The 13,784-nt window shown below is 41.5% G+C and carries 12 protein-coding genes; 3 read left to right on the forward strand and 9 right to left on the reverse strand.

The genetic code is table 11. From position 1 onward, the window contains the following. Nucleotides 1-85 precede the first annotated feature (85 nt). The 6 genes from ABF638_RS33215 to ABF638_RS33240 all read right to left on the reverse strand — a co-directional run bounded on the left by ABF638_RS33215 (nt 86) and on the right by ABF638_RS33240 (nt 7,641). On the reverse strand, nt 86-1,579 hold the full coding sequence (locus ABF638_RS33215; protein WP_435027073.1) for a catalase: 1,494 nt from the start codon (nt 1,577-1,579) through the stop codon (nt 86-88). Between the two features lie 193 nt (nt 1,580-1,772). After that, the gene (locus tag ABF638_RS33220; protein WP_435027074.1) at nt 1,773-3,146 is read right to left on the reverse strand and encodes an alkaline phosphatase family protein; all 1,374 of its coding nucleotides are present in this window, start codon (nt 3,144-3,146) and stop codon (nt 1,773-1,775) included. A 114-nt stretch (nt 3,147-3,260) separates the two neighbouring features. Beyond that, the gene (gene eboE, locus ABF638_RS33225; protein ID WP_435027075.1) at nt 3,261-4,487 is read right to left on the reverse strand and encodes a metabolite traffic protein EboE; all 1,227 of its coding nucleotides are present in this window, start codon (nt 4,485-4,487) and stop codon (nt 3,261-3,263) included. A gap of 151 nt (nt 4,488-4,638) precedes the next feature. After that, nucleotides 4,639-5,571 carry a UbiA-like protein EboC gene (eboC, locus tag ABF638_RS33230; protein WP_435027076.1) on the reverse strand — a complete coding sequence of 311 codons (933 nt, stop codon included), beginning with the start codon at nt 5,569-5,571 and terminating at the stop codon, nt 4,639-4,641. A 145-nt stretch (nt 5,572-5,716) separates the two neighbouring features. Beyond that, entirely contained in the window at nt 5,717-6,712 is a 996-nt protein-coding gene (locus tag ABF638_RS33235; RefSeq protein WP_435027077.1) for a TatD family hydrolase, read from the reverse strand. 47 nt (nt 6,713-6,759) lie between these two features. Next, entirely contained in the window at nt 6,760-7,641 is an 882-nt protein-coding gene (locus ABF638_RS33240; protein ID WP_435027078.1) for an EboA family metabolite traffic protein, read from the reverse strand. Between the two features lie 474 nt (nt 7,642-8,115). Here ABF638_RS33240 and ABF638_RS33245 point away from each other — a divergent pair, with 474 nt between their 5' ends. After that, nucleotides 8,116-9,318: a 3-dehydroquinate synthase gene (locus ABF638_RS33245; RefSeq protein ID WP_435027079.1), complete on the forward strand. Its 1,203-nt coding sequence runs from the start codon at nt 8,116-8,118 to the stop codon at nt 9,316-9,318. A 232-nt stretch (nt 9,319-9,550) separates the two neighbouring features. Here the strand turns inward: ABF638_RS33245 and ABF638_RS33250 are convergent, their stop codons facing one another. From ABF638_RS33250 to ABF638_RS33260, 3 genes are all read right to left on the reverse strand, one after another. Next, nucleotides 9,551-9,856, reverse strand: a complete 306-nt coding sequence (locus tag ABF638_RS33250; protein WP_435027080.1) for a HigA family addiction module antitoxin — start codon at nt 9,854-9,856, stop codon at nt 9,551-9,553. A gap of 13 nt (nt 9,857-9,869) precedes the next feature. Further along, nucleotides 9,870-10,172: a type II toxin-antitoxin system RelE/ParE family toxin gene (locus ABF638_RS33255; RefSeq protein ID WP_435027081.1), complete on the reverse strand. Its 303-nt coding sequence runs from the start codon at nt 10,170-10,172 to the stop codon at nt 9,870-9,872. 69 nt (nt 10,173-10,241) lie between these two features. After that, a complete protein-coding gene (locus ABF638_RS33260) occupies nt 10,242-10,940 on the reverse strand; it encodes a YdcF family protein (protein WP_435027083.1) in 699 nt (232 codons plus the stop codon). 311 nt (nt 10,941-11,251) lie between these two features. On the opposite strand from ABF638_RS33260, the gene ctpB reads away from it, so the two are divergent. Together ctpB and ABF638_RS33270 are read left to right on the forward strand one after the other, a co-directional pair. Continuing rightward, on the forward strand, nt 11,252-12,592 hold the full coding sequence (ctpB, locus tag ABF638_RS33265; protein WP_435027084.1) for a carboxyl-terminal processing protease CtpB: 1,341 nt from the start codon (nt 11,252-11,254) through the stop codon (nt 12,590-12,592). Nucleotides 12,593-12,700: 108 nt separating this feature from the next. Then, nucleotides 12,701-13,669 carry a glycosyltransferase gene (locus ABF638_RS33270; protein ID WP_435027085.1) on the forward strand — a complete coding sequence of 323 codons (969 nt, stop codon included), beginning with the start codon at nt 12,701-12,703 and terminating at the stop codon, nt 13,667-13,669. Nucleotides 13,670-13,784: the final 115 nt, after the last annotated feature.

Genomic DNA, 13,784 nt, shown 5'->3' on the forward strand with positions numbered 1-13,784 from the left:
ACGCCGCAAGGTCGCTTGACATCTGGGCATCTGCTTTAACTTGACACCAATGGCAAGATGCCCACCCCACAAAATTGGATAAGACTTACCAGTTACCTACAGGTTGAGCATCATGAGAAAACATTGAGGGATCGATTGAAATGCCCAATCCTTCAGCTACACGACGACCATAAGAAACATCTGCCCGGAAGAAGTGGCAGAGTTGGCGCATTTGGATGTCCTCCCTTGCTTGAGAGAGACTACCGACAATATTTTTAGCAAGACGCTCTTGCTGTTCAGGATTTAGTAACCGATACAGATTACCTGCTTGGGTGTAATCGTCGTTTCCTTCACGATGACTGTAACGATCGACTGTGACATCGCCCAAATGACTAGGTGGTTCTGCATAAGCTGGATTTTCTTTGGGCGTACCCTCAGCACTATTCGGCTCATAGTTAGGAACGCTACCGCCGTTGTTCCCCGATGCCATAAATCCATCTCGCTGATAATGCATCACTGGACATTTGGGCTGATTAACGGGTAGTTGCTGATAGTTACCACCCAAGCGATACCGTTGAGCATCTGGGTAAGAAAAAATTCGAGCTTGCAGCATTTTGTCTGGAGAAAAACTAACCCCAGGAACCACTGCACTAGGACTAAAAGCGGCTTGCTCAACTTCGGCAAAATAATTCTCAGGGTTCCGATTTAGCTCTAATATCCCGACTTCAATTAAAGGATATTCCCCTTGTTTCCAAACTTTGGTCAAGTCAAAAGGATTGTCAGGATGTTTTTCCGCTTGCTCCTCGGTCATCACCTGAATACACATCCGCCACTTAGGATAGTCTTTGTTAGCGATCGCTTCAAACAGATCGTGAGTCGCATGATCGGGATCTTCGCCCTTAATTTTAGCGGATTCTTCCTCTGTCAAAGTTTGATGCCCTTGCAGAGTCTTAAAGTGAAATTTACACCAGACGCGATCGCCTTCAGCATTAATTAAACTAAAAGTGTGGCTACCAAAGCCATCCATGTGGCGATGGGTTTTGGGAATTCCTCGATCTGAAAACAGGATCGTCACCTGGTGAAGCGATTCTGGACTGAGTGACCAAAAATCCCACTTTGCATTCTGGTCTTTGCAATTGGTTTGGGGATTGCGCTTTTGGGTATGGATAAAATCAGGAAACTTCAAAGGGTCGCGGATGAAGAAAATCGGGGTATTGTTACCTACAAGATCCCAGTTACCCTCCTCAGTATAAAACTTGAGGGAAAAACCTCTAGGGTCACGCTCGGCATCTGCTGAACCTTTTTCTCCTCCGACTGTAGAGAAACGCAAGAGAAGTTCCGTTTTCTTGCCAATTTCAGAAAAAAGTTTGGCTTTACTGTAGCGGGTGATGTCATTGGTAATAGTCAAAGTACCATGAGCAGCAGCACCTTTAGCGTGGACAACGCGCTCAGGAATACGTTCTCTGTTGAAATGAGCCAGCTTTTCTATAAGGTGGAAATCCTGCATTAATACAGGGCCACGCGCTCCAGCCGTGAGTGAATTCTGGTTATCGCTAACTGGAATGCCATCAGCAGTTGTCAAGTTTTGGGGTTCAGTCATGCGTAAAGAAGCTCTCCATGTAAGTTACTCAGATTGCCCACAGTAGATTGACGGTTGCCTACTGATAGAACAATTTAATTCATAGTCATAACGAGTTTATATACAAATCATACTCGATATGATTATGAATTACCATAAATTTTTTTGTATTTTGGGAGGATATAGAGGCAATATACAGCGTCTATGCTGCCTTTCAGGTATTTAAATGTTTGAGAATCAACGAGCAAACATCTGTCGCCTCAATTTGATGTTCATCAACTAGGTGAGTTTGATGGGTGATAAATAGAGGCCCTTCATCTGGAGAAGTGGTGATATTACCGTGAGAACCACGCACCAGAGAAGCATCCAGAGGGATCACATCCATTAAGTAGCGAAAACCTAGTTGTTTCTTAAGTAACTTGAGAGCAATTTTTCCTTGAGGAAATTTAATTTGTGGATCAAGGAAAAGTTCTACAGGATCGTAACCAGGTTTGCGGTGGATATCTACAGTTCTAGCAAAATCAGGCGCTTTCGCATCATCAAGCCAATAATAATAGGTAAACCAAGCGTCAGATTGAGCGATCGCCACCAACTCACCCGATCTAGGATGATTGAGATGGTAGGCTTGTTTACCCTCTTCATCCAATACCTGCGCTACGCCTTCAGCCGCTTCTAAAAGCGATCGCACTTTTGGGATATATGCCGGATCGTTCACATACACATGAGCAATTTGGTGATCTGCAACGGCAAAGGCAATGCTAGCACCAAAATCGAGCAGTTCTCGCCCTAATTCTTCTCGCACAGCAATTAAACCATTTTCTCGTAATACACGGTTCAAATCCACAGCTTTAGAAACTGAGGTAATGCCATACTCAGAAAGAATAATTACTTGAGTATTACGTGCTTGAAAATATTCAATTAAATCACCACAAACAGCATCAATTTCTCGCAAATCTGCTTGAATCTGCGTTTGATTGTTACCAAACTTTTGCAGACAGTAATCTAAATGTGGTAGATAAACTAGTGATAATGTCGGGCTGTAGCGTTCCTCAATCCATTTTGCGGAATTGGCGATCCATTGGCTAGAACTAATGGAAGTTTTTGGCCCCCAGAAATCGAACAGAGGGAAATTTCCTAAATCAGATTGAATTTGCGATCGCACATCACTAGGATGGGTATAAATATCAGGTAACTTTCTCCCATCTGCGGGATACATCGGGCGCGGTGTAATCGCATAATCTGCTGTAGAGTACATGTTGTACCACCAAAAAAGATTGGCACAAGTGAAAGTTGGATCAATTGATTTAGCGATTTCCCAAACTTTGGGAGCCTGCACTAGTTTATTAGACTGCCGCCAAAACTTCACTTCACATTCATCGCGGAAGTACCAACCATTAGCGACAATTCCATGTTCATCAGGCAATTTTCCTGTTAAATAAGTAGCCTGAACAGAACAAGTCACAGCAGGTAACACTTTTTTGATGGAAGCTACCTGTCCTTTAGCAGCCCAAGAAGATAAAAATGGCGTGCTTTCTCCTAGTAAACTGGGCGTTAATCCCACGACATTTAGAACAACTGTTTTCTGCATAAACTTAATCCTCTCTTATAGCAATTTGAAAAAATAACTAGAAACGCACAATAACGTATCTCTAAAGATTTAAACTAGAAAACTAAGTTTAAACCTTTAATTACGAATTACGAATTACGAACTACGAATTAATTTTAATACCCACTCATACTCACGCTGAATAGAAGTCGCTAAATCTATCTTCATTTCTGATGGCAATACATCCCAGGTGTAAGTTTCTATTTCTAAATGTGAGCAAGCATTATTTGTCTGAAGTAGATGCAAAACAGTAGCAATATCATCTTGAGTAGATTGCAAAATCTGATAATCATGAATAAAAATTGGTACATGGAAGTGAGTCCTCCATTCTTCAGCTAGAGATTGCTCTAAATGGGGTAATGCAGTTATTAAGTCAGGATAGTGATGGAGTGTACCATCACTGCGACGTTCTATTACTTGATGAAGATAAGTAGATTCTGCAAAAGGGCGTAAGCGTTCAACTATTAAGCTACGTTTCTCAACATCAGCAGGTATTTTTACTTGAATTGCTGCGCTGATTTGAATCTTGCCAATCTTAATTCCTGCTGATTGAAAACGTGCAAATACAGACTGCGGTTCCTCATATTCAACTGAAAAATGGCAGGTGTCATAGCAAACCCGAACGTGTTCTAGTAATTTAGTTTCTGCTAACGTCTGGTCAATATTTAATTTCTCTGATAAATAACTACCACTAATTGGCAATAACCAGTTTTGATAGAAATCAATTACTTCTGAGGTATTTTCAATTAATCCATCAGGCTCAGGTTCTAAATCAATATGTAGTAACTTCCCTGTTTCTTCGCGGATGCGAATCATTTCTGCAACAACTGATGCTATGTTCAAACAACTCTTTTTCAGAACAGTCTCGAAAGTTGCTTGGTCTTTTACCCACCAAGGTTTATAGGATAATGGTAGTGTAGAAATTCCGCCATCAAGTCCTTGGGGTAATAGATTAGCTAAAATGTATGCCAAGTTTAATGTATAATTAACCCGTTCTTGTGTAGACCAATCTGGTGCATAAACTTGGTCTTTTACTACCTGTCGATGAAATCCGCCATACGGGAATCCGTTTAAGGTGAAAACATATAAATCTTCTTGAGTCAGCCAAGCTTGAAATTTAGCTAAGTTATTACTTTCTAAAAGTTCTTTTGCAGCTACATCTGATAACCGTAAGCCAATACCAAAAGGTTCTGTAGGTGATAAACGTGATTTGAGTTCGGGAATATAGTTTTCTAAATTGGCAAAAACCTCTAGCCAACTTTCACCAGGATGAATGTTGCTGCAATAAGTTAAGTGAAATTTGCTACCTTTTGTAATCTTCATTTTCTAGTTTTATCCCTTGTATATGTAAACTTTTTTCTTTGGCTTATACTGTTGCACAAAATACTTGCTACATATTCATGGTTAGAGGCGGACATCTATCTGTGCGCCCCTAAAACCTATTCATTAGATTACTGGGTGTGTACATTGAAACTTAAGTAACGGCAAACAGTTGTGCTAACTTCATCGAAAATGGTAGCAAGATTAGAACGAATAAACCGTAATACAAACCAGCAAAACCAGATGCAACGGTTGCATCTAAGACTATTAGAGATAAAACGCCTATTCTCACGGCATTGCGGATATTTTCGGCTATCGGTTCCCGCGCAGCTTTGACAAATTTAGGCAGCACTCGGATAGCTAATAAAATAGCAAATGGTAAGGCTGCGATCGCTGTATACTCTTCTAATAATCCTAAAGCTAAAACTGCCATCAAAACTATTGCAATCAGCAGTAATGCAAGTACTCCCGTAATCTTCTTCCCTCCGTGAACTTCACCCTGACTAATTGCGGTGATCGCAGCAATATAAAGAATAGGAATTAGTGCTAAATACCAACGTTCCCAAACTATTGCAGGTACGGCACTTACACCTAATAATAAGTTACTGCCACGACACAAACCCATATTTAAAGGGCCAAAAAAAGGATGATGTTTGGCAAGTGAGTCATAAAGGAGAGATGAAAGAGTGATAAATATAGCGATCGCAGCACTCAACCAGGATACTTGAAAAGCAGCTATAATCCCGATCGCAAACAGCGTACTTCCCAATAAAGTAGCATTTTGACGAGATACACGACCACTAGGAATTGCTCTATTTGGTCGTTCTTTTGCATCTAAGTCTGCATCGAAAACATCATTAAAAACTATACCGCCACCGTATAAACCAGTTGTAGCCAATAACAACCAAGCTAATGGAATTAGTACAGGAAAATTTGATTCTCCGTTAATTAATTGAACAAAAATAATCCCAGAGCCAGAAGCAGCAAAACCAAGAAGAATATCCGCCCATGCAGTAACAATATTAGCCGGACGCATCAATTCCAAATAACCCCGCCAGCTTTGAAAATTTAAGCTTGCAACATTCACTTATCTGCCTCCGTGCTTATTAATTTCTCAAAACAAACCCGCATATTACAGATGAATCACCGAGAGACTTCATGAGTTACATTGACAACGCAAAGATGAAAATCTATCTTGCAATGCCCAATCCCCAATTCCCCCTTATAATTTTCTACTCAATCAACACAAAATCTGAAGCTGATTTGATTCCTGGTTCTTGTCCCCGCAATACAGAATTACCATTGAACATCTGACGCTGATCGATAGATTGGGGATTGAGCCAGTCTGAAGCTTTCATCTGCCCAGTTTGACTGTAAGCAGCTAGGGCATTTTCATAACAAACTGCTCGCACATGTTCTTCAGGAATGCCCCTATCTAACATCAACTGAGCCGTTTTCGGGACTGCCAAAGGATCGCTGATACCCCAATCAGCACTACTATCTACAATGATGCGATCTTGCCCATACTTGCGGACAACTTCTACCATCCTGGCGTTACCCATCTTCGTCTGTGGATAAATCGTAAAAGCTGCCCAAAAACCTCGTTCTAATACTTCTTCAACGGTTTCCTCGTTGTTGTGATCAATAACGACTTGTGAAGGATCTAAGCCATATTCAATACAGCGATCCATACTCTTACTAGCACCTGCCTTTTTATTGCGGTGAGGAGTATGAATTAGTACTAACATATCGAGTTCTTTAGCTAATGCTAACTGTTGACAAAAGTACTTATCTTCTGCTTCTGTCATATCGTCATAGCCAATTTCACCAATGGCAACAACACCTTCTTTACAGGCGTAAAGTGGTAGCAGATCCATAACTTCTGCTGCTAATGCTTCATTGTTAGCTTCTTTCGGATTTAGTCCAATTGTGCAGTAATGTTGGATACCAAACTGACTAGCACGAAACCGTTCCCAGCCCACAAGACTACTGAAGTAGTCTTTAAATGAGCCAGAATTGGTTCGAGGTTGTCCTAACCAAAAGGCTGGTTCAATAACGGCGACAATACCATATTCCCGCATTACTAAGTAATCGTAAGTAGTACGGGAACACATGTGAATGTGAGGATCGATAAACATCATGGTTTTAATTATTGGGAATTGGGAATTGGGGATTGAGGATTGGGGATTGGGGATTGGGGATTGGGTTATTCTCGTTGTCTTCCTCATCCCTAGTCCCCAATCCCCAGTCCCTTCTATTTATAAACAAGGAGGCGTTAGCGCAGCTCGCCGCAGGCATCGCGGCTAAAACTGCTCCAAGTCAGATTACCTTGTTGAATGGATGACTGTAAATCTGGGTAACGAGAAAGTAATTCTTGTGCTTCGGGTAAAGGAGACTCAGCACAAGCTAAGGCTGCTGCTTCTTGCTCGTGTACATCCCCATTAGCCAGTACTTTTTCTAAATCTGTGATAATTGCGCTATCAGCAAACCGCCCTACAGGTCGCCAAAGTTCTGGCGTAACTGAGCGTTTGGCTGCCCAACGTTCATGGGCATAGTCGGCCAACATCTTTGCCAATTCTGGGTTAGCACGCCGATCTAGACCCCAAATTAGATGCAGCGGACTGCCAACAAACACAGCCTTCAGCACCATCTGATTCCAAGCAGCATTGTCTAAATAATCTGCTGGATAAGAGTTACGTAATGCTATGGCTTGGAATACATTACTCATATTACTGCGAATTCCCTCAGCAGTACGGTGGCGATGTAACTCTGGATGTGGTAATAGCGGCAAACTTTGATAAAGGGCAACTAACTCCCCCATATCGGCACTGGAGAAGACTTGATCGAGCGATCGCACATAGCGCTCAGGATCATCGTGGGGCAAAGCTAAAAGCAAGAGTGTGCGACCTGCTTGATCTACACTCCAATGACCAGGATGCCAACCGGGAATCACATCCTGTGCTGCTTCCAAATCCTGGAATGTTAGCTGCAAATCTTGTTTACCTAGATAACGCGGCACAGCACTAAAAGCTGTAAAAAACACTCGTTCAGCAGCGCCGCTAGCAATCTGTGCCTGCTTCTGTTCCAGCCAAGCCAAACCTTTCTCCGAAACAGATTTTAACAGCCAGTTATGCAGTAACTTGTTGACTTTACTCATGATAAATTCAGGAGAAGTTGCCCAACTTTTTTTGTGACAACCAAGTATAAAATCTACCACTAAACTTGATATTTTGGGATGGGAGCAGTTAGAGAATATACTGATGAGATCATAACTTCACTGAATCTATAAAAATCTCCTAATTTTAAATAAGCTACTGTAAAGATACCATTTTGATTAGATAAATTCTCAGATTATCTGACGGAAAAAACTTAGAATTCTATGTAATAATGATCTCCAGTGCCAACCTCGTATATAAAGTCTAGGCATCAAAAAAATTGTGGCCTAATATTATTTTGAACCTTATCTAATAAGTAAACATACTGCAAAAGCATGATTTATTTATTAGTTAAAATTTTCTATTGGATAGTTTCATTTTGGAATGTTCAATAGATGATTCGTGCTCATTTTACTGTTAGTTTCCATTGAATCCAGTGCATCTATTTACAGTTACTTAAAAACAATAATATTCAAATGGCTATTCAACAAAAGACTGCTCTTAATCTGCAACCAATTAACCAATCTGTCCGCGTGACCTTCAATTATGACGTTCACTTTACTAGAAGCCTGTTTCAGTTAGATAATCCTTTACTCGCACAAGTGATCGCCGCAGATGGAGAGGCAACACCAAAACAAGTGCTAGTAGTGGTAGATGGAGGATTTTTACGGTATCAAGATGGGTTGTTAAAAAAATTATCAGTCTATGCCCAATGTTATGAAGATGTACTAACACTGAGCGGTGAACCAATAATAGTTCCGGGTGGAGAAGCAGTCAAGAACGATTCGAGATTTATAGACCAAATTCATCAGCAGATCAATGCATCTGGATTGTGCCGTCACTCCTACGTCTTAGCAATTGGAGGTGGAGCCGTCCTAGACATGGCAGGATATGCAGCAACAACGGCTCATCGAGGAATCCGACTGCTGCGAGTACCGACAACAGTATTAGGGCAAAATGATTCGGGTGTCGGGGTAAAAAATGGAATCAATGCCTTCGGCAAGAAAAACTTTTTAGGTACATTCATGCCACCTTACGCTGTCTTGAATGACTTTGATTTTCTCACTAGCCTTGATGATCGAGATTGGCGATCGGGTATTGCAGAAGCAGTAAAAGTAGCACTGATTAAAGATGCAGATTTCTTCGACTTCATTATGACTAATGCCGATAAATTGGCTAATCGAGACATGGACATAATGGAAAAGCTGATCTATCGTTGTTCACAGTTGCACTTAGAGCATATTGCTGGTGGCGGCGATCCCTTTGAAATGGGTTCATCGCGTCCTTTAGATTTTGGACACTGGGCAGCTCACAAACTAGAGCATTTAACTAATTACAGCTTACGTCACGGTGAAGCTGTAGCGATCGGCATTGCTTTAGATACGACCTATTCATATTTAACAGGTCAACTCTTACAATCAGAGTGGCAAAGGGTTCTAACTACACTCAAAAAACTAGGCTTTACTTTGTACGTATCAGCACTGACAGAGCAGTTAGATCAACTAGATCATCCGCATTGTATATTTAGGGGGCTTACCGAGTTCCGTGAACACTTGGGAGGAAAATTGACAATCACTCTTCTACAAGGAATCGGGGAGGGAATAGAAGTTAACCAAGTGGATTTGTCTTTGTATAAAGATGCTATTTTGATGCTGCAAGATTGGGAACTTTTACATTAATTATTCCTTGGATGCAATCAGGATAATACCTGGCAATCATCGAAGCTAGTCGCCAGATACCTCTGATTAATAACTAATGACTAAATCGGCGGGCGGCTATCCTGGACACCCCTCTTGTTGGGATGGGATTCCCACCGATTTTCGTTGAAAGTATAGAATTTGTAGTAATCACTTTATTGCTTAGAAAATAAGGGATAAAGTGCTTACTAGGAACTTGCTTTATTTTTAAGTCCTACTTCGTAGTGCGGAATTGCAAAATACTTTTTAGTTCCTCTTCTTCTTCCTTGAGAACATAGTAAAGTTCCCAATTTTGTTGGAGATTTAACCAAAACTCTGAGCTATTTCCAAAAAATTTTGATAACCTGATTGCCGTACTAGGTGTAATACCTCGCTTTTGATTTACAAGCTCATTTATTCGTTGATAAGGAACGTGAAGTGCATCTGCAAGTTCTCTTTGAGTTATTCCCATCGGGTCTAGAAAATCTTTAAGTAATATTTCACCTGGATGTGATGGGGGTCTATACTTTGGAACTTTCATCTGTTGTTATCTCCTAATGATAATCGACTATTTCAACTTCTGATGCACCCTGGAGTGTCCATATAAAGCAAATTCGATATTGGTCATTAATCCGAATACTATGCTGACCTTTACGCTCACCTTTTAGTACTTCTAACCTGTTACCCGGTGGAACTTTAATGTCATCTAGAGATAACGCTGCATTAAGTTGATCTAATTTTCTAAGTGCGACTTCCCAACAGTATATAGGACATTGCTTTCGAGCTTCCTTTGAGTCATTACCATCAAAAATATCTTCGGTTCCTTGATCCTTAAATGATACTATCATAATTAGCATGATGACACGGTTATGATGCTATCAAAAAACGGAGTAGCATTATAGTCCTCTGGTAGATCCCCATCTCCCTTATCTCCCCAACCCACCTTGGTGTTCACAATGAAAACCTCGATTTTCCCAAGCTGGCATATCTACTTGAGTAAGTCTTGTCACATTTGAGCATTGCGGTTGAATAATTTGACTTAAAATCGCCCAAAATAAGCTGCGTGTTACATCTAATCCAGTTTTGGCCCAAGATTCATTATTACCAGGGACACCAACCTCTTGAACAATTTCTGGCTCTACCCAAATACCATGAGCGCCTAAGAGAATCTGTGCCATCCATTTAGCTCTGGGTAAGTGACTTTGCGAGGTAATCAACATGACTTTATGCACTCCCCAACGCCGCAGAATTGGAATACCATAATAAAAATTTTCAAAAGTAGAATTCGCGCACTTTTCTAACCAAACGTTTTGTAAACTTGCTAATTCCGCCTGAAAAATTAACAATATACAGGGATCTGGGGAACCATGAGAAATTAAAATTGGGATTTGCGGGTATTGTTTTGCTTGTTGGGCAACATAAGTTTCTCGGCTAATACTACCACCAAGCACAAAGAAGGCATCTACTGGCTGTGAAGAAGCAAAAACTAAGGTTATAGTAGTAAAAATCAGCCAAGCACCCAAGACAACATACAATACACCAGTTAGTTTTTGTAACAATTGCCACAAATTAACCGATTTTTTTTTAATAGAAATTAATGATTTGATGGTAAATTTGCGTTTCATGACTTAAGTAAGAAAAGCTGATTTAATGACTGTCTAACAGTGCTGCAATTCAGTGAGCAAAGTGCTATCTTATAAAAGTAATCTAGAATGCAAACATGACGCTAACCAAAGTGTCACATAGTAAGTTTTGCCTTCCGGAGAAGGCAAACAAACTGAGAAATGATTGTTAATAACTAATGCAGTATTTCGGCATCATTCAACGATAAAAATGATGAAGGAACATAGTTGATTTTGGGGTATAAAAACTTAAAATTTTCTGGAAAGCCTGATTGCTAAACTGTCAACAACACAATTATTCCAGCTAATTATACATGAACCAATCTGCGAAAAGTTACTCGCCGCTCCAAGTAGCCTTGATTGGTGGAGCGATCGCCACTACTGCTACGATGTCAGTGTTCGGCCCTGCTTGGACTCGTGCTGTCCGTGCCTCTCTAACCCTACAGGACAGCCCAAAAGCGATAGTTGACCAAGTTTGGCAACTGGTGAATCATGAATATGTTGATGGTAAATTTAATCAACAAAATTGGCAAGCAACCAGACAAAGCCTGTTGAACAAAGACTACTCTTCTCGTGAAGAAGCTTATGCTGCCATCCGTGTAGCTTTGCAAACCTTGGGAGATCCTTACACTCGATTCATGGACCCCCAACAGTTTGAAGCCCTTACTAGCCAAACATCTGGAGAAGTCTCTGGCATTGGCATTCGCATGGAAATGAACGAAAAAACTCAGCGGCTAACTGTTGTCGAAGCCATAGAAAATTCTCCGGCGCTGAAATCGGGGATCAAAGCGGGCGATGAAATTTTGGCCATTGATGGCAAACCCACTCTTAAAATGAAAGTGGATGATGCTTCTAAGCTGATTCGCGGGAAAGCGGGTACTCCCATCAATCTCCGGTTGGGACGAAAAGGGCAAAATGCCTTTAATTTAAAATTGACCAGAGCAAATATTGAAGTGCCAACGGTACGTTATACCCTCAAGCAAGAAGGGAATCGTCGCGTTGGCTATATCCGTTTGCGGGAATTTAGCGCCCACGCCGCAGAACAAATGCAACGAGCCATCCGCGATTTGAACACTAAGAAAGCTGATTCTTATGTCTTGGATTTGCGGGGCAATCCTGGGGGTTTGTTGCAGGCGAGTATTGAAATTGCTCGGATGTGGTACGATGACGGCGGAATTGTCAAGACAGTAGACCGTGTAGGCGGCAGTGAGGAAACTAAAGCCAATCGCACTGCTTTAACAAATCGTCCTTTGGCGGTCTTGGTAGATGGTAATTCAGCGAGTGCTAGTGAAATTCTCACAGGGGCACTCAAGGATAATAAACGCGCGGTAGTCGTTGGTGGTCAAACCTTTGGCAAGGCCTTAGTGCAGTCAGTTCATGAACTCGCAGATGGTTCAGGCTTGGCTGTCACCATTGCCCATTACTACACCCCTGCGGGAACGGATATTAACCATAAAGGGATTACACCAGATATCAAGCTAGACTTGACAGAGGCTCAAGAGCGGCAGTTGGCTTCTAATCCAGATTTAATTGGAACTAAGAGTGATCCACAATATGCCCGTGCGATCGCAATTTTATCAAATAACAACTTCGCCCAGCCGCCGGCAAATCAACCAACTCGACCCATGAGCCGCGCTGGTGACTTGAAATTTTAGTATTCCCAAATCAAGATTTTTGGAGTTATAAAAACTCCTTAATTTACCAGTCCAGGATTTTTCTTTGGGAATACTAGGTAGTAATCCCATCTCCAAAATCTCAGATTTATGAATCATCAGCCAGTTGATGCAACCACCGCCACCAGCTTTTTACCAATGGTGTCGGTGGTTGTTCCTATTTATAACGGTGAGGCGGATTTACCAGAGTTAATCAATTGTCTGTTGTCTCAAACCTACCCAAAAGATCGGGTAGAGTACTTGTTGGTGGACAATAATAGTAGCGATCGCACTCTCACCAACCTCAAAACATCTGCCGAAAATTGCCCAATTACAATTCGCCCATTAAGCGAAAACCAAATTCAAAGCTCATACTCTGCTCGTAATACTGGAATTCGCGCCGCTACGGGTGAAATTATAGTTTTTACCGATGCAGATTGCCGTCCCCAACCGCAATGGTTAGATGCATTAATTCAGCCTTTTGTCAACAAAGAAGTGGTGATTGTCGCTGGTGAAATCTTGGCACTACCAGGTACAACTCTGCTTGAACAACACGCAGAGCGTCAAGAAACTTTATCGCAAAAGCATACCCTTAAGCATTCCTTTCGTCCCTATGGTCAAACCGCTAATTTGGCGATTCGACGCATTGCCTTAGAAAAAGCGGGTTTATTTCGCCCCTATCTTACCACTGGTGGCGATGCCGATATTTGCTGGCGGATTTTGGGGGAAAATATTGGGCGTTTGGAATTTGCTCCGAATGCGATCGTTCAGCACCGCCACCGCGCTACACTTCAAGAACTGCAAAGTCAATGGCGGCGCTATGGACGCTCAAATCGCTATCTGCACGAACTGCATGGTGTAGATTTAATGCGAGATATGACACCCAAAGAATACGGCTATCGTTTGGCACGTTGGTTACTCAAAGAAATACCAAGAGATATTAAAAAGGCGATTGCGGGTCAAGCCACCCTAGTGGATTTATTAAATACTCCCATTGGTTTGTTCACAGCTAGGGCGCGTACTGCTGGGCAAAGAGACGCCAACCTGCCAGATAATGCCAAGATAATTGATCGACTATGAATCAATACGCTTGGGTTGCGCTTTGCTGAACCCAAGCGTATTGGAACAGACACTAATTATCCCTTTTCCATCACTCTAGGCAGAGTAAAAAGATAAATCCTCCGATTGTGAATAA

The organism is Nostoc sp. CALU 1950, assembly GCF_051172895.1.
In the GTDB taxonomy this organism is placed as follows: Bacteria; Cyanobacteriota; Cyanobacteriia; order Cyanobacteriales; family Nostocaceae; genus Nostoc; species Nostoc edaphicum_A.